General features: G+C 62.7%; 13 protein-coding genes and 3 tRNA genes. 4 read left to right on the top strand and 12 right to left on the bottom strand.

All coding sequences use genetic code 11. The features are described 5' to 3' along the window. The first annotated feature begins 56 nt into the window (after window positions 1-56). On the top strand, window positions 57-1,379 hold the full coding sequence (locus tag QOS90_RS04260; RefSeq protein ID WP_027594689.1) for a dicarboxylate/amino acid:cation symporter: 1,323 nt from the start codon (window positions 57-59) through the stop codon (window positions 1,377-1,379). A 58-nt stretch (window positions 1,380-1,437) separates the two neighbouring features. Here QOS90_RS04260 and tsaA read toward each other — a convergent pair whose 3' ends face one another. The 5 genes from tsaA to rimO form a co-directional block, all read right to left on the bottom strand. Further along, window positions 1,438-2,133: a tRNA (N6-threonylcarbamoyladenosine(37)-N6)-methyltransferase TrmO gene (tsaA, locus tag QOS90_RS04265; RefSeq protein WP_027594688.1), complete on the bottom strand. Its 696-nt coding sequence runs from the start codon at window positions 2,131-2,133 to the stop codon at window positions 1,438-1,440. Between the two features lie 6 nt (window positions 2,134-2,139). Then, complete coding sequence (locus QOS90_RS04270) at window positions 2,140-2,601, bottom strand: YehS family protein (RefSeq protein WP_027594687.1); 462 nt, start codon at window positions 2,599-2,601, stop codon at window positions 2,140-2,142. Window positions 2,602-2,650: 49 nt separating this feature from the next. After that, complete coding sequence (locus tag QOS90_RS04275; RefSeq protein ID WP_027594686.1) at window positions 2,651-3,361, bottom strand: rRNA pseudouridine synthase; 711 nt, start codon at window positions 3,359-3,361, stop codon at window positions 2,651-2,653. A 112-nt stretch (window positions 3,362-3,473) separates the two neighbouring features. Next, window positions 3,474-3,932 carry a GNAT family N-acetyltransferase gene (locus QOS90_RS04280; protein WP_027594685.1) on the bottom strand — a complete coding sequence of 153 codons (459 nt, stop codon included), beginning with the start codon at window positions 3,930-3,932 and terminating at the stop codon, window positions 3,474-3,476. Between the two features lie 262 nt (window positions 3,933-4,194). Then, window positions 4,195-5,526 (bottom strand): 30S ribosomal protein S12 methylthiotransferase RimO, encoded by a 1,332-nt coding sequence (gene rimO, locus QOS90_RS04285; protein ID WP_027594684.1) that lies wholly within the window; start codon window positions 5,524-5,526, stop codon window positions 4,195-4,197. A gap of 287 nt (window positions 5,527-5,813) precedes the next feature. Between rimO and QOS90_RS04290 the strand changes: the two genes are divergently transcribed. Together QOS90_RS04290 and QOS90_RS04295 are read left to right on the top strand one after the other, a co-directional pair. Next, window positions 5,814-6,140 carry a helix-turn-helix domain-containing protein gene (locus QOS90_RS04290; RefSeq protein WP_027594683.1) on the top strand — a complete coding sequence of 109 codons (327 nt, stop codon included), beginning with the start codon at window positions 5,814-5,816 and terminating at the stop codon, window positions 6,138-6,140. Between the two features lie 150 nt (window positions 6,141-6,290). Then, window positions 6,291-8,201 (top strand): potassium transporter Kup, encoded by a 1,911-nt coding sequence (locus tag QOS90_RS04295; protein ID WP_027594682.1) that lies wholly within the window; start codon window positions 6,291-6,293, stop codon window positions 8,199-8,201. Window positions 8,202-8,446: 245 nt separating this feature from the next. Here the strand turns inward: QOS90_RS04295 and QOS90_RS04300 are convergent, their stop codons facing one another. The 5 genes from QOS90_RS04300 to QOS90_RS04320 form a co-directional block, all read right to left on the bottom strand. Then, entirely contained in the window at window positions 8,447-9,739 is a 1,293-nt protein-coding gene (locus QOS90_RS04300; protein WP_085272412.1) for a virulence factor family protein, read from the bottom strand. Continuing rightward, the gene (mprF, locus tag QOS90_RS04305; RefSeq protein WP_085272413.1) at window positions 9,739-12,381 is read right to left on the bottom strand and encodes a bifunctional lysylphosphatidylglycerol flippase/synthetase MprF; all 2,643 of its coding nucleotides are present in this window, start codon (window positions 12,379-12,381) and stop codon (window positions 9,739-9,741) included. Before mprF ends, QOS90_RS04300 begins: the two co-directional genes overlap by 1 nt. A 265-nt stretch (window positions 12,382-12,646) precedes the next feature. Beyond that, window positions 12,647-12,723: transfer RNA gene (locus QOS90_RS04310), tRNA-Met, on the bottom strand. 133 nt (window positions 12,724-12,856) lie between these two features. Beyond that, window positions 12,857-12,933, bottom strand: a tRNA-Met gene (locus tag QOS90_RS04315). A 134-nt stretch (window positions 12,934-13,067) separates the two neighbouring features. Next, window positions 13,068-13,144 (bottom strand) — tRNA-Met (locus QOS90_RS04320). A 221-nt stretch (window positions 13,145-13,365) separates the two neighbouring features. On the opposite strand from QOS90_RS04320, the gene dinB reads away from it, so the two are divergent. Continuing rightward, complete coding sequence (dinB, locus tag QOS90_RS04325) at window positions 13,366-14,424, top strand: DNA polymerase IV (protein ID WP_177408589.1); 1,059 nt, start codon at window positions 13,366-13,368, stop codon at window positions 14,422-14,424. Window positions 14,425-14,452: 28 nt separating this feature from the next. Here dinB and QOS90_RS04330 read toward each other — a convergent pair whose 3' ends face one another. After that, a complete protein-coding gene (locus tag QOS90_RS04330) occupies window positions 14,453-15,406 on the bottom strand; it encodes a YceB family lipoprotein (RefSeq protein ID WP_027594678.1) in 954 nt (317 codons plus the stop codon). A 20-nt stretch (window positions 15,407-15,426) separates the two neighbouring features. Next, window positions 15,427-17,142 carry a proline--tRNA ligase gene (locus QOS90_RS04335; RefSeq protein WP_085272415.1) on the bottom strand — a complete coding sequence of 572 codons (1,716 nt, stop codon included), beginning with the start codon at window positions 17,140-17,142 and terminating at the stop codon, window positions 15,427-15,429. Window positions 17,143-17,146 lie beyond the last annotated feature (4 nt).

Raw genomic sequence — 17,146 nt, forward strand, 5'->3', positions numbered from 1 at the left:
TTCAGGTGCCCCATCACCCTGGGAAGGGTGAACCGGCACACTTGAGGAAATTAGCCATGACGACACGTCAGCCGCTGTACAAATCCCTGTATGTCCAGGTGTTGGTCGCCATCACCATCGGCATCCTGCTCGGCCACTTCTATCCCGAAACCGGCGTTGCCCTCAAACCCCTGGGTGACGGGTTCGTCAAACTGATCAAAATGGTCATCGCCCCGATCATCTTCTGCACCGTGGTCAGCGGCATCGCTGGCATGCAGAGCATGAAGTCGGTAGGCAAGACCGGCGGCTACGCGCTCCTGTACTTTGAAATCGTCTCCACCATCGCCCTGATCATCGGCCTCGTCGTCGTCAACGTGGTCAAGCCAGGCGCTGGCATGCACATCGACGTCACCACCCTGAACGCCAGCAGCGTGGCCGCTTATGCCGCCGCCGGCGCGCAGCAGACCACCGTTGGCTTCCTGCTCAACATCATCCCCAACACTGTGGTCGGTGCCTTCGCCAACGGCGATATCCTGCAAGTGCTGATGTTCTCGGTGATCTTCGGCTTCGCCCTGCACCGCCTGGGCAGCTACGGCAAGCCGGTGCTCGACCTGATCGACCGCTTCGCCCATGTCATGTTCAACATCATCAACATGATCATGAAGCTGGCCCCGGTCGGTGCCTTCGGTGCCATGGCCTTCACCATCGGCCAGTACGGCGTGGGTTCGCTGGTGCAGTTGGGCTACCTGATGGCCTGCTTCTACGTGACCTGCCTGCTGTTCGTCCTGGTGGTCCTCGGCGGTATCTGCCGCGCTCACGGCTTCAGCGTCCTCAAGCTGATCCGCTACATCCGCGAAGAGCTGATGATCGTGCTGGGCACGTCTTCTTCTGAGTCCGCGCTGCCACGTATGCTGGCGAAGATGGAGCGCCTGGGTGCGAAGAAATCGGTAGTTGGCCTGGTCATCCCGACGGGCTACTCGTTCAACCTGGACGGCACCTCGATCTACCTGACCATGGCCGCCGTGTTCATCGCCCAGGCGACTGACACCACCATGGACATCACCCACCAGATCACCCTGCTGCTGGTACTGTTGGTGGCGTCCAAAGGCGCTGCTGGCGTGACCGGTTCGGGCTTCATCGTGCTGGCAGCCACCCTGTCGGCGGTTGGCCACCTGCCGGTTGCTGGCCTGGCGCTGATCCTGGGCATCGACCGCTTCATGTCCGAAGCCCGTGCCTTGACCAACCTGGTCGGTAACGCCGTTGCCACCGTGGTCGTGGCCAAGTGGGTCAATGAAATGGACAACGACAAGCTGGCTTCGGAGCTGGCATCTGGCGGCGCACCGCTGGAAGACACCCGTCCGACCGACGACCTGGGCGTGGCTGAAGGCCCGGCGCGCTGATCGCGGTTAGGCAATGAAAAAGGCGACCTTCGGGTCGCCTTTTTTGTGCACGCTCGGATCAATGATCCAACACGACTTCCAGCACGCGGATCAGCGCCGGCTGCGGATAATGCCAGCGCACCTGCACATCCCAGAACTTGACCCCATACACCCGCTCCGGTGGTGGCACCTGATACGCCGGCCGCGGGTCTTGCCCGAGGCACTGCTCGATCAGCTCCACCAGTGGCTCGCCCAGGCGCAGCGCATGCGCGTGGGCCTGAGGCAGGGCATCGTCGTGCCATTGCACGGCAATGGCGGCGGGCGCTTCGCTGGCCATCTGGTTACTGGCACCGGCAATGCTGTCGGCATAGGGTACGTAAGGCTTGATATCCAGCACCGGGGTGCCATCGAGCAGGTCGATCCCGGACAGCAGCAGGCGCCCAGGCTCCACGCCTTCCAGGCGTACCACCGACTGGCCAATACCATTGGGCCTGTGGGTGGCACGGGTGGCGAACACGCCCATGCTCTTGTTGCCGCCCAGGCGCGGTGGGCGCACTTTCAGGCGTGGCTTGTCTTCCAGGGCCTGGTGGAACAGAAACAACAGCCAGACATGGCTGACCTGCTCCAGGCCCGCCACGGCATCACCCTGGTCGAACGGCGGCAGCAGCTCCAGCACGCCACGCGCCGCGGGTGCCAGGTGGGGCTGGCGCGGGATGGCGAACTTTTCCTTGAAGCAGGAGCGGACGATGCCGATCGGTGAAACCGTATGCTGCATGGCCACTTAGCCGCGCACGCGCAGGGTCAGGCCCTTGAGGAAGTTGCGCAGCAACTGGTCGCCGCAGGGCCGGTAGTTGTCATGGCCGACCTTGCGGAACAGCGCGCTGAGTTCGGGTTTGGAGACCGGGAAGTTGACCGACTTGAGTATCGCGTGCAGGTCTTCTTCCTTGAGCTCGAACGCCACGCGCAGCTTTTTCAGAATGGTGTTGTTGGTCACCGGCAGCTCGACCGGCTGTTGCGGGCGGCTGTCGTCCTTGCCGCGGCGATGAATCACCAGGCCATCCAGAAAGTGCGCCATCACCGGGTCGGGGCAGCGCACGAAGCCGGGCTCTTCCTCTTTCTTGAGGTAGCTGGCCAGGGTCTCGGCGCTGACCTCCAGGCCCGACAGCTTGATGATGCCGACCATTTTGGCGTCGTTGATCTTGAGCATGTAGCGCAGGCTGCGCAGTACATCGTTGTGGTTCATTTGGCTGAAATCCTGTTCTGAGCCGTGCCATCCGGCGCGGCGGTATTGCTTAGAAACGTTCGCTGGTAGCCATGTAGCGCCACTGTCCCAGTGGCAGCTTGCCCATGGACACACCGCCCAGGCGAATGCGGCGCATGCTGATTATCTGCAGGCGCAGGCTGGCGCACAGTTCGGAAATCTGCCCCGGCTGCGGGTTTTTCAAGGCCAGGCGCAGGTGGGTTTCGTTCTGCCAGCTGGCTTTGGCCTTGGGTAACTCCCGGTCATTGCGCATCACACCACGGGCCAGGCGCTCCAGCGCCTGCGGGGTGGCTTCGCCGCTGACTTCGATGATGTATTCCTGCTCCAGGCGACGCAGGTCGGCGTCGATCTTGCGCGCTACGCGCCAATCCTGGGTGAAAATCTGCAGGCCGCTGGCGCCACGCTCGAGGGGGGCAATGCAGGACAGCTTGGTGAAGTGCCCATGCAGCGGCCGAACACCTTCACGGTGCGCCTCGCTGAGGGTGTCCATAGTCATGCTGATACGGGCCGACTCGGTGTCCAGGCCGGCAGGCTGGTTGAGCAGGAGGGTCACGGGTTCGAGATTTTCGGCACGCGCACCGGGCAGCAGCTCGACGTGTTGGCCGTCGACCTTGAACTGCGGCTGCTCGACCACCACGCCATCGACCGTGACCCAGCCGCCTTCGATGTACAGCTCGGCTTCGCGGCGGGAACAGCCGAATTGCTCGATAAGGCGTTTGGACAGGCGGACGGGCTCAGACATGACGGCGATTCGCAAAGGCAGGGAAAGGCCGCCATTGTACCTGCCTGGGCGGTCGAGGGGCTGGGAATCTGTGTCATTTACGCCGTTTTGGCGAGACAACACGGCAGAAGCGTCAGGCCCCTGCGCGGATCAGCCGCAGGTGCAGCAAAGGGTAGGGCTGCCCCAGCCCATCGGTCTGCGAACGGCCAACTACCTCAAAACCTTCGTGCAGGTAGAACCCCAGCGCCTGCGGGTTCTGCTCATTGACATCCAGACGTTCGGCATTCAGTTCATCGATGGCGTAATGCAGCAGCCGTTTACCAATGCCCTTGCCACGGCATGAGGGCGCGACGAACAGCATGTCCACCCGCCCATTGGCCACGCCGGCAAAGCCCTGGATGCGTTGCTGTGAGTCCTTGCAGCAAATCAGCATCACCGCATCGAGGTAGCGGTGCAGCACATGTTCGCGCAGCAGCAGGATATAGGCATCAGGCAGGAAATCGTGGGTCGCGCGCACCGAGTCTTCCCAAACCTGGGTCAGTTCGGGGTAGTCGCGCAGATGGGGGGTGTGCAGCGTCGAAACCTGGCGCATCCGTGTATTCCTCCTGGGCACTGAGGAAAACGATAGATGCAAATGCAAAGGTCGGCGTCAGATCAGCCTAACCATTCCATTGTAGGAGCAGCCTTGTGCTGCGAAGAGGCCAGTGGCAATTCCGTAAATCTTCGCTGCTAGTACCGGCCTCTTCGCAGCACAAGGCTGCTCCTACCGGGAGTGCGCATGACCGGAGGGTGTGGGCGGATGTGGCAACACAAGGGGCGCAATGCGCCCCCGGTATTTCAGCGCTTTGCGTTGATCAGACAGGCTCTGCCCACATGTCGTACTCGTCGGCATCCACCACCCGGCAACGCACTTTGTCGCCGGGTTTGAAGCCATGGTCGCCATCGATGAACACGCTGCCGTCGATCTCTGGCGCATCGAAGAAGCTGCGGCCTACCGAACCTTGCTCCTCGACTTCGTCGATCAGCACTTCGATCTCTTTGCCGATGCGCAGCTGCAGGCGCGCGCTGCTGATGGCTTGCTGATGCGCCATGAAGCGGTCCCAGCGGTCCTGCTTGACGTCATCCGGCACTTCGTCCAGGCCCAGGTCGTTGGCCGGGGCGCCTTCGACAGGCGAGTACTGGAAGCAGCCGACGCGGTCGAGCTGGGCTTCGGTCAGCCAGTCGAGCAGGTACTGGAAGTCTTCTTCGGTTTCGCCAGGGAAGCCGACGATGAAGGTCGAACGGATCACCAGCTCAGGGCACTGCTCGCGCCAGTTCTTGATGCGCGCCAGGGTACGGTCTTCGAAGGCCGGGCGCTTCATCGACTTGAGCACTTTCGGGCTGGCGTGCTGGAACGGGATATCCAGATACGGCAGGATCTTGCCGGCGGCCATCAGTGGGATCACGTCGTCTACGTTCGGGTACGGGTACACATAATGCAGGCGGACCCAGGCGCCCAGGCTGCTCAGCGCTTCGCACAGCTCGAGCATGCGGGTCTTGACCGGGCGGCCGTTCCAGAAGTCGGTCTTGTACTTCACGTCGACGCCATAGGCGCTGGTGTCCTGGGAAATCACCAGGATCTCCTTGACGCCCGCCTTGACCAGGCGCTCGGCCTCGCTCAACACTTCACCCACCGGGCGGCTGACCAGTTTGCCGCGCATCGACGGGATGATGCAGAAGCTGCAGCTGTGGTTGCAGCCTTCGGAAATCTTCAGGTAGGCGTAGTGACGCGGGGTCAGCTTGACGCCTTGAGGCGGCACCAGGTCGATCAGCGGGTTGTGGTCCTGGCGTGGCGGCACCACTTCGTGCACGGCGTTGACCACTTGTTCGTACTGCTGCGGGCCGGTAACCGACAACACACTCGGGTGCACATCACGGATGCTGCCTTCCTCGACACCCATGCAACCGGTGACGATGACCTTGCCGTTTTCCTTGATCGCTTCGCCGATCACTTCCAGCGACTCGGCCTTGGCGCTGTCGATGAAGCCGCAGGTGTTGACCACCACCACGTCGGCGTCCTCGTAGGTGGGCACGACTTCATAACCTTCCATGCGCAGCTGGGTCAGAATGCGCTCGGAATCGACCAGGGCTTTTGGGCAACCCAGGCTTACGAAACCTACCTTAGGAGTGGCGGGAGTGGTGGACATGACTAACCTCGGTATTGAATACAGGTCGCCCGACCGGAAACGGGGGCGATCTTGACGGGCGCTTTTTGGCGCCTCTGATCAAAAAGTGCGCAATTCTAGCGAGCGCAAGGTCGCTTGACTAGCAGAAATACGACGAACGCTGTGTTGCGCGGCGGCCCGGCACTGCCTATATCGTCAGTCGCTCTGTGCCGCGCCATTAATCACTTGTTAAGGCTTATTGAAGTCTTATAATCCGCTTATGGGGAACGGGGCGGATATGAACACCATCGAGGAGGTCAAAAAGCGCGATGAACACACCTACTAACGTGCAGATTATCAACGGCGCGGATGGCCGCCCTGCGTTCGTCGTCCTGCCATACGCCGACTACATTGCCAGTCGTCCCCAAGAAGACCTGGTCCCGAATGAAGTCGTGGGGTACATGGTGAAAGAGGGCCTGACTGCCATAGCTGCGTGGCGCAGGCATCTGGACCTGACACAGGCAGAAGTTGCGCAACGGCTGGGCATTTCTCAGTCTGCCTATGCCCAGCAAGAGGCCGCAGAGCGTCCGCGCAAGGCTACTCGCGAGAAGATTGCCGCAGCGCTGGGCATTCCTATGCAGTCGCTGGACCTTTAGCCCTAACACTCCAGGCGAGCCCATCAGCGCCACAGGAAGAAATACGACGAACGCTGCGCTATGCTTCGCGCCGTTGCGTCCGGGTATCTGCCATGCCCTGGCGTGGGGGTGAATTCTATCGGCCGAGAGGGCCGTCTGCGGGAGTGGTCGATGGTTCAGGCAAGCAGTCATGCCGAAGGCGGGCACGAGGGGAAGCAGGGTGCGACGCGGTCGCTGGGCCTGCTCGTGGCGGCGGTCGGGGTGGTCTATGGCGATATCGGCACCAGCCCGCTGTATACGCTCAAAGAAGTCTTTACCGGTGGCTATGGCGTGCCGGTCAACCATGACGGTGTGCTGGGGATCCTGTCGCTGATCCTCTGGTCGCTGCTGTGGGTGGTGTCGTTCAAATACGTGATGTTCATCCTGCGTGCCGACAACCAGGGCGAGGGCGGCACCATGGCGCTTACCGCGCTGGCGCGGCGGGCCACGGCGGCCCATCCGCGGCTGCGTACGCTGATGGTCATCTGCGGGCTGATCGGCGCTTCGCTGTTCTATGGCGACAGCATGATCACCCCGGCGGTGTCGGTCCTGTCGGCGGTCGAGGGCATGGGCCTGGCTTTCGACGGCATCGATCACTGGGTGGTGCCCATCTCGCTGGTGGTGCTGGTTGCGCTGTTCCTGGTGCAAAAGCATGGCACCGACAAGATCGGCAAGCTGTTTGGCCCGATCATGGTGGCCTGGTTCGTGGTGCTGGGGGCCTTGGGGGTGCATGGCATCTCGCAAAGCCCTGAAGTGCTCAGGGCATTCAACCCCGGTTGGGCGGTGAACTTCTTCATTGTTCACCCCGGCATGGGCGTGGCCATTCTTGGTGCCGTGGTGCTGGCGCTGACCGGTGCCGAGGCGCTGTACGCCGACATGGGCCACTTCGGCCGCAAGCCGATTGCCCGCGCCTGGTTCGCCCTGGTGCTGCCGGCGCTGGTGCTCAACTACTTTGGCCAGGGTGCAATACTGCTGCAAAACCCGGAGGCGGCGCGCAACCCCTTCTACCTGCTGGCACCGTCCTGGGCGTTGCTGCCGCTGGTGGGGTTGGCGACCATGGCCACGGTGATCGCCTCGCAAGCCGTGATTTCCGGGGCCTTCTCCCTGACGCGCCAAGCCATCCAGCTGGGCTACATACCGCGCATGCAGATCCAGCACACGTCCAGCGATGAACAGGGGCAGATCTACATCGGTGCGGTGAACTGGACGTTGATGGTCGGTGTGGTGTTGCTGGTCATCGGTTTTGAATCGTCCGGCGCCCTGGCCGCGGCCTATGGTGTGGCGGTCACCGGCACCATGCTGATGACCACCATCTTGGTGTCGTCGGTGATGCTGCTGTTGTGGAAGTGGCCGCCGGTGCTGGCAGTGCCGATTCTGCTGGGCTTTTTGTTCGTGGATGGGCTGTTCTTCGCCGCCAACGTGCCGAAGATCGTGCAGGGCGGGGCTTTCCCAGTGTTGGCGGGCGGCGTGTTGTTCCTGTTGATGAGCACCTGGAAGCGCGGCAAGCAGATTCTTGTCGAGCGCATCGATGAAGGCGCGCTGCCGCTGCCGGTGTTCATCAGCAGCATCCGCATCCAGCCGCCGCACCGGGTTGAAGGGACGGCGGTGTTCCTGACGGCGCGCCCCGACGCCGTGCCCCATGCGCTGCTGCACAACATGTTGCACAACCAGGTGCTGCACAGCCAGGTGGTGCTGCTGACGGTGGTCAGCGAGGACCAGCCACGGGTACCGGAGCAGGAGCGTTTCGAGGTGGAGGCCTATGGCGACGGGTTCTTCCGCGTGCTGTTGCACTTTGGCTTCATGGACGAGCCGGACGTGCCAGCGGCGTTGAAGCTGTGCCACCTGGAAGACCTGGATTTCAGCCCGATGCGCACGACGTACTTCCTTAGCCGCGAAACCGTCATTGCGTCGCGGCTGGAGGGCATGTCGCGCTGGCGCGGGAACCTGTTTGCGTTTCTGCTGAAGAACGCCAACGGCAATCTGCGCTTCTTCAATCTACCGTTGAACCGGGTGATCGAGCTGGGGACCCAGGTCGAGATCTGAGCCAGGTCGGGCTGCTGGAATTGCGCAGCCCGTTCTGCCCTCATCGCCGGCAAGCCGACTCCCACAGGTTCAACAGCGCCCTCAAGCGCTGCACACTTCCTGTGGGAGCAACTGTCTTGTGGTGCTTGTTCCGGGCTCTTCGCAGGCAAGCCCGCTCCCACAGGTGCGGCGCTAGACTTGGAGGCTACAGAGTTCGGGTGGGAGCCGGCTTGCCGGCGATTGGGCCGCATGGCGGCCCCTTTCTATCAGTTCTGCTCCGCCACGCTCGACTTGCCCTGGCGCGTCTCGATCTCGCCGATCAGGCGCTTGGCCAGCGCGGGGTAGTTCTCATCGAAGTGGTGCCCCCCCGGTAGCTTCAGTCGCTCACCGACGGCCGTCTTGTCGGTGCAGCCGCTTTCGTCGGTCTCTTCCACGCCGTAGACGCACACCACTTTGGACGCTGGCAGCTTGGCCATTTCTGGGCCGGTTGGCGCCTCCTGGCCTTCTTTGCCCAGCCAGCCCTCGACCTCGATCTCGAAGCTGCCGCTGCGGGCGAAGGCCAGCAGCATCACCGCGTCGATGCGTTGCTGGTCTTCGGCCGGCAGGCGGTTGTAGATGGCGGGCAGCACGTCGGCGCCAAACGAATAGCCGGTCAATACAAAGCGCTTGGTACCCCATTTCTGACGATAGTGCTGCATCAGTTCCGACAGGTCAGCGGCGCTCTGTTCCGGGGTCTTGTGTTGCCAGTAATAGCGCAGGGTGTCGATACCGACCACCGGGTAGCCCAGCTTGGCCATTTCCCCGGCCACGTCCCGGTCCAGGTCGCGCCAGCCGCCATCTCCGGACAGGAACAGGGTGACGGTGTCGGTGGTTTGCCCAGCCGGCACCTCGACCACCGGGATGGCCAGGGCGTTGCCGTCATGCCCGACCAAGGCTTGGGTCAGCTGCGATTTGAGTACCTGGGGCAAGTGGATGTCGTAATCGCTGATGCTGGTTTCGGCGTTGGCCTGGTCGCGCACGAAGGCGGCGCTGGCGTCATCCGGGTTGTCGTTCCAGGCGACGTTCCAGTGGCCGTGGGCGGCCGACTTGGGCAGTGTGGCCTGGCAGCCGGGTTGCTCGAGGGTGAAGTCGACGGAAATGGCCCGCGCCTTGTCGTCAGTCTGTGCGGCCAACCAGCGCCAGGCTTGTGCCGCACCCGGGCCGATGCCGGCTACCAGGGTCGGTTTCTCGGCGAGCTGGGTCAGTGCCAGGTCCAGCGCTTGCTGCTGCTTGCTGCAGTCGCTAGGCGGCAGGATCACCTGCACCAGCTGGGCTTCCCCAGCCTGGCTCAGGTCCAGCAACTGCTTGTCGGTCAGGGCCTGGTCCTGGGGGACGCCGATGGCGACCCGGGCTTTGGCGTGCACGCCAGGGGTGACACGGGTGATGTGGGTGTCATTCAGGGTCAATTGCTCAAGCCGCGCCTCGGGGGCCGGGCGCGTCCATAGCCAGAAGGCCGCGGCCCCGCCAAGGGCGGCCAGCAGCAGCGCAATCACCAGGTACAGCCAATAGCGTCGGATCATCAGCGTTTCACCAATCCAGTCAGGCCGCCAGCAATCAGGGCGGCAGTGTCGGCCAGTGCCACCAGCGGGTCGAGCCCTGCTGGCACAGCCATGTAACGGGGTTCCCAGTCCGGTTGGAACTTGTCCTTGAAGCGTCGAAGCCCCTGGAAGTTGTAGAGCTGTTCGCCGCGGCGGAACACCATTGAGCCCAGGCGTTGGGTCAACGGCGCGCCACGCCGTGGCTGCAACCCGGAAAGCGGGACCATGCCCAGGCTGAAACGGCCGTAGTCATGGCTTTTGTAGTGCAGGATCAGGCCGATCATCATGAATTCCATGGTCAGCTTCGGCGCTTCTGGGTGGGCGCGCATCAGGTCGAGGCTGGCCAGCTCGTTGCTGTGGGTTTCCAGCAGGTTGGCAAACGCCACGGGCCGGCCCTGGAAGCGAATCAGGGCAATCCGGAAATGCTGCAGGTACTCGGGGCTGAAGCGCCCGAGCGAGAAGCCTTTCTCGCGCACGTTCTTGCCGCTGAGCCAGGCATCGGAGATTTCCTTGAGCTCTGCCAGTGGGGCGTGACCGGGCTCATGGATCTCCAGGCTAAGGCCGTCACGGCCGCCACGGTTCCAGGTGTAGCGCAGGTCCTTCATCTCCTTGCCCTTGGCGTCGAGGTCGAAACGGCGCAGGTCGACCCGGGCTTCCTCGCCCAGCTTGAGAGCGGTCAGGCCAATGTCCATATAGAAGGGCAGGTTCTCTGCGCGCACCTGATAGAACACCGGCCGGGCGTGGTGCAGGTCGCACAGGTCACGGAACTGCCAGATCATCTCGGCGCGCTCCTGTGCGGGGCCGATCGGGTCATACAGGGCCACCAGGCTGCGACCGCGACGGGCATACATCAGGAAGGCGTTGTCGCGTGGGTGGAACAGCAAGGCCTTGTCCCCCGTCAGCGCCAGGCCGCCATCGGGCTGGTCGGACGCCAGCAGAATGCGGTTGGCGCGTTGCAGCTCTTCGTCATCGGGCAGGTGGATGACCGGCGGTGCGGTGCGCAGCAGCCAGGTCAGGGCCACGGCCACCAGCAGCACGGCGCTGCCCATGGCTGCCCGCAGGCCGCGCGGGGCATCGGCATCCAAGGTGAACTGCCACCACAGCTGGTGGCTGTAGGGCACATCCTGGTAGGCAAACAGCAGCAGCCACACCGAAGCACCCACCACGCAGGCGCTGGCCACCAGGAATACCGGCGAGAAGGGCAGCTCCAGCAAGCGGCTGGGGCGGTAGAAGGAGCGGCGGAACAGGGCAAGCAGGGCGGCGGTGAACGTGAGCAGGCACGCTTCTTCCCAGTCAAAGCCTTTGAGCAGCGACAGCAAGGCACCGACCAGCAGCAATGTGGTGGTCAGCAGCCAGGCCGCCGACAGGCGCCGGCGCAGCCCTTGGGCCAACAGCAGGCAGAGCACGCCGATCAGGCTGGCGCCGAAGTGCGATGCATCGATCAGGCGATGGGGCACCAGAAACCCCATGTGCTCCAGGCGCGTGTCGATCTCCGGCGTGGCACCGGAGAACAGCAGCACGACGCCGGACAGGAACACCAGGATCGACAGCACCGGCGCGGCCAGCCCTGAAGCCACCTTGATCGCCTGTTGCGCGAACAGCAGGCGCCGTGCCTCGTTGGCCAACAACAGCACGCAGGCCAGCAGCAGCGGTAATACCACGTAGATCAGGCGATACAGCAACAAGGCTGCTGCCAGTGGCGCGGCGCCCAACTGGTCGGCAAAGGCTGCCAGCAAGATCGCCTCGAACACCCCGACACCGCCGGGTACATGGCTGAGCACGCCAGCGGCCAAGGCCAGCAGGTACACCAGGATGAACGCGCCAAAGGGCGGTGCTTCGGGCAGCAGCAGGTACAGCACGGTGGCTGCGGCGGCCACGTCCAAGGCAGTGATCAGCAATTGCAGCGCAGCCAGGCGGGCACCCGGCAAGCGCAGCGTGCGGCGGCCCAGTTGTACCAACAGGTTATCGGCCACGGGTTGTTCGGCCAGGCGCCTGCGATAGAGCCCGATCACCAACACTGCAAACAGCACCAGCACAGCAGTGGCGATACCCGCCAACAGGCCCGGCGAAAGGCCCAGCGCCGTGGAGGCGGCGGGCAGATCGCTCAAGGTCGCCAAGGCAGCCAGGGGCGGCAACGCACACCCCAGCGACAGGCTGGCAAAAACGGTCATCCGCGCAACTTCGGCAGCCCCAAGGCCCTGGCGTGCATACAGGCGGTAGCGTACCGAACCACCCGACAGCATCGACAGGCCGATGGCGTTACCGATGGCGAAGGCGCTGAAGCCGCCCAGGACCAGGCTGCTCGCGGGCAGTTTCACGACGGCATAGCGGCTGGCCGACCATTCGTACCCCAGCAGGATCACGAACCCGACGACCGTGGCCAGCAACGCACCGAGCAACGACTGCGTCGGCACGCTGAGCATGGCATCGTGCAGTGCATAGATGTCCAGCTCGCTCAGCAGGTGGCGGCAGGCAACCAGCGCCATGGCGAACAGCACCAGCGTCACCGCCAGGCCAATGGGCTGACGATAGCGGCTCAAGCGCTCGATCATGGGCAGGCGCTGCGCAGCAGTCGGTAGCGCCGATGCGAGGGGCACCGGAGGTTCAGGGTTGTGGGAAGTCATCGATTGGTACCCCGAGCCGGCAGCGCGAGGTAGGGGAGAGGTGCGGCCAAGTGAAAGTCCCTTAGGAAAACGTATCCAATAGTACTCCGTGCACAGGCGCTTTCAGCGTTCTGGCCGGGTTAAAGATAGTTCATCCTGAGAGGGGTATCTCAAGCCTGAGGGGCAGGCGAGTGGCAGCTTGGTGCCGTGGCGGTGGAAAACGTGGGGCCATAAAACAACAAACCCCGCGCTGCTGTTACACAGGCGGGGTTTGTTCTGACGAATATGGTTGCGGGAGCCGGATTTGAACCGACGACCTTCGGGTTATGAGCCCGACGAGCTACCAGACTGCTCCATCCCGCGTCAGAGGTGCGCATTCTACAGCTTGTTGAATCTGTGTAAAGCGTTAATTGTTGATTTCTCAACCTTTTTTCTTCTGCATCATTTTCGATGCAAAGAAAAAGGCCACTGCGTTAACAGTGGCCTTCTCTTTGTTTGGTTGCGGGAGCCGGATTTGAACCGACGACCTTCGGGTTATGAGCCCGACGAGCTACCAGACTGCTCCATCCCGCGTCTGTGGGGCGGATTCTACAGTTTATTGACGGTGTGTCAAGCGTTAGCTCTTGATTTATCGTCAATTTTCCACAATGACTTTTTCGAAGCCAAAGAAAAAGGCCACTGCGTTAACAGTGGCCTTTTCTCGAATCTGGTTGCGGGAGCCGGATTTGAACCGACGACCTTCGGGTTATGAGCCCGACGAGCTACCAGGCTGCTCCATCCCGCGCCTGTGAGATCGAATTCTACGGATTTCCCGCCCTATGTCAAGCATTATTCCAAGAAAACCCTTTTTCGTTCAAACCCTTAGCGTTTGAGCAAGGCGCGCGGGGCAGGCGCGGCGGGCCTTGCAGGCCGATTGTCGAGGGATGCGCCGTGCAGGCTGTTGCGCCAGAGGGGCCATGCGATACTATCTGTATGAATCTACAGTACTGACGGTCATCCATGTCCTTGCGCAAGATCATCCATGTCGACTGCGATTGCTTCTACGCCGCGATCGAGATGCGTGATGACCCGCGCCTGGCCGGTCGGCCCATGGCAGTCGGTGGGTCGGCCGACCACCGCGGGGTCATCGCCACCTGCAACTATGAAGCCCGTGCCTATGGTGTGCGCTCGGCCATGTCCTCGCGCCATGCGCTCAAGCTGTGCCCTGACTTGTTGATCGTCAAACCACGTTTTGAAGCCTATCGCGAGGCATCGCGTGAGATTCACGCCATTTTTCGCGATTACACCGAGCTGATCGAACCCTTGTCGCTGGATGAAGCCTACCTGGATGTCAGCGACAGCCAGTGGTACGCCGGTAGCGCGACACGGATTGCCGAGGACATTCGCCGGCGCGTCGCCCGTACCCTGCATATCACGGTGTCGGCGGGTGTCGCCCCCAACAAGTTCCTGGCCAAGATCGCCAGTGACTGGCGCAAGCCCAATGGCCTGTTCGTCATCACCCCGGGGGAGGTCGAGGCGTTTGTCGCGGCCCTGCCCGTCGCCCGGTTGCATGGGGTGGGCAAGGTCACGGCGGACAAGCTGGCGCGCTTGGGTATCGATACCTGCCTGGACCTGCGCGCGTGGTCCCGCCTGGCCCTGGTGCGTGAGTTCGGCAGTTTTGGTGAGCGGCTTTGGGGGCTGGCGCGGGGGATTGATGAGCGTGCTGTGCACAATGACAGCCGCAGGCAATCGGTCAGCGTGGAAAATACCTACGATACCGATCTGCCGGACCTGGCCAGTTGCCTGGAGCGTCTTCCTGCGTTGCTCGACAGCCTTAATGAGCGCATTGCCCGCATGGACAGCAGCTACCGGCCGGACAAGCCTTTCGTCAAGGTCAAGTTCCATGACTTCAGCCAGACGACGATGGAGCAGGCGGGGGCAGGCAGGGACCTGGAAAGTTACCGGCAATTAATGAAGCAGGCCTTCGCGCGGGGTGACAAGCCGGTGCGCTTGCTGGGGGTCGGGGTAAGGTTGCGGGATTTGCGCGGTGCGCATGAGCAACTGGAGCTGTTCCCACCTAAATGAACAAGGGCCGCTAAGCGGCCCCTTTCATTTATTGCACGCCTGGGTCAGCTACCAGCCGCCCGGTGGCCTTGGTCAGGGATTGCAGGAATTCCTGCTGCAGTTCCGGATCGTTGCGCGTCAGCTCGATCAGGCTCTGCTCCATTTCACTGGCTTCCTCTTCCAGGCCCAGTTCGGACAGGCGTTTGACCCGGTGCACCCACTGGCTGACATCATCGTCTTCCAGGTCGTCGAAGATCAGCTCGTGCGCTTCAAGCAGCTTGTTGCGCAGCGTGGCGCTGACCAGCAGGCTGGCGTCACCGCGCACCGCATTGTCCTCATCGACCACCTGCAGGTGCAGGGTGCCGATGTGGTTGAGGTTTTGCTCGGAGAACGGGCTGTCGAGCAGGTTCAGGCGCAGCACGCCGTTTCTGTCGGTGGTCAGCTCGTGGGTGAGTTTGCCGGCCTTGACTTCGACCAGGCGCTCGCTCCAGGGCAGGCTGGTGGACTCCTCGCGCTGGTCCTTCTGCACTTCGCTGATCCCGGCAAGGTTCTGCTGGGCGCGACCGTTGGACTGCACGTTCATGAACGGGTTAAGCCCCGCCACGCCGTAGCTGAGCCAGTCGTGGGTCACGCTTTCAGGCAGGTTGCCCAAGGCGAACACGTTGACCACGTTGGCACCCACGCCCGCTACGACAGCCACCGCACCCAGTGGGATCTCGTAGATCTCCCGCCAGGGCTGGTAGGGCGTGTAGCGGTCGTAGCGCCGGGTAACTTCGAACTCGGTGACTTCGAAGCGCTTCAGCTCATGCACGCGCACACGTCGTTGCGGCAGCTCCATCACCTTCGGCTCGCCGACATCGATCTGCAGACTGTGTTCGAGCAGTTTTCGCTCGACGCGCTCCTCGTGCTCGCTGCGCTGGGACATCTGGTTGGCGCAGCCGCTGATGAGCAGGGCGCCGCACAGTGCGGCGCCCCCCAGGGGAAAGGTACTTCGCTTGGACATGATCACTCGTGCATTGATTATCAGCGGCGAACGCGGGCCTGCAGGAACGACAGCACTTCATTGAGTGGCAGCGCTTGAGCATCCTGTTCGGTGCGGTGCTTGTATTCCAGGTTGCCTTCGGCCAGGCCGCGGTCACTGACGACGATGCGGTGCGGGATGCCGATCAGCTCCATGTCGGCAAACTTGATGCCTGGGCTGGTCTTCTTGTCGCGGTCATCCAACAGCACTTCGAAGCCGGCGGCAGTCAGTTCGGCGTACAGCTTGTCGGTCGCTTCGCGAACCACGTCGGTTTCATAGCGCAGCGGCACCAGGGCGATCTGGAAAGGCGCCAGGGCGTCGTTCCAGATGATGCCTTTGTCGTCGTAGCTCTGTTCGATGGCGGCGGCGACCACGCGGGACACGCCAATGCCATAGCAACCCATGGACAACACGACAGGCTTGCCGTTCTCGCCCAGTACCTGGCACTTGAGTGCCTCGCTGTACTTGGTGCCGAGCTGGAAGATGTGGCCCACTTCGATGCCGCGCTTGATCACCAGGGTGCCCTGGCCGTCTGGGCTTGGGTCGCCTTCGACGACGTTGCGCAGGTCGGCGACTTGCGGAACCGGCAAGTCGCGCTCCCAGTTGACGCCGAAGTAGTGCTTGTCATCGATGTTGGCGCCGATGCCGAAGTCGCTCATCAGGGCAACCGAACGGTCAATGATGCACTCCAGTGGCAGGTTCAGCGGGCCGAGCGAGCCTGCACCGGCGCCGATGGCGTCGCGCAGTTCAGCTTCGGTCGCCATGACCAGCGGGTCGGCAACCTGTTCCAGCTTGGTGGCCTTGATTTCGTTGAGCTCGTGGTCGCCACGGACGATCAGGGCGATCAGCTTGCCTTCTTCGGCGCCGCGCACGATCAGGGTCTTGACGGTCTTCTCGATCGGCAGGCCGAAGTTTTCGACCAACTGGGCGATGGTCTTGGCGTCCGGCGTGTCGACCAGGCGCAGCTCCTCGGAAGGGGCAGGGCGCACGGTTTCACGCGGGATGGCCTCGGCCTTCTCGATGTTGGCAGCGTAATCGGAGCTGTCGCTGAAGATCACATCGTCTTCACCGGATTCGGCCAGCACGTGGAATTCGTGCGAGTAGCTGCCACCGATGGAGCCGGTGTCGGCTTGCACAGGGCGGAAGTCCAGGCCCAGGCGGGTAAAGATGTTGCTGTACGCCTGGTGCATGCGGTCGTAGGTTTCCTGCAGGGAAGCCTGGTCGGCATGGAAGGAGTAGGCGTCCTTCATGATGAACTCGCGGCCGCGCATCAGGCCGAAGCGTGGGCGGATCTCATCACGGAATTTGGTCTGGATCTGGTACATGTTGAGTGGCAGCTGTTTATAGCTGGACAGCTCGTTACGGGCCAGGTCGGTAATGACTTCTTCGTGGGTCGGGCCGACGCAGAAGTCGCGGTTGTGGCGGTCTTTCAGGCGCAGCAGCTCTGGGCCGTACTGCTCCCAACGGCCGGATTCCTGCCACAGTTCGGCGGGCTGGATGCTGGGCATCAGCACTTCCAGGGCGCCGGCGGCGTTCATTTCCTCGCGTACAACGGCTTCGACCTTGCGCATCACTCGCAAGCCCATCGGCAGCCAGGTGTACAGGCCAGAGGCCAGTTTGCGGATCATGCCGGCGCGCAGCATGAGCTGGTGGCTGATGACCACTGCGTCGGCAGGGGTTTCTTTCTGGGTGGCGAGCAAATATTGACTGGTGCGCATGGTG

This window comes from Pseudomonas sp. LAIL14HWK12:I10 (genome assembly GCF_900184205.1).
Classification (GTDB): Bacteria; Pseudomonadota; Gammaproteobacteria; order Pseudomonadales; family Pseudomonadaceae; genus Aquipseudomonas; species Aquipseudomonas kermanshahensis.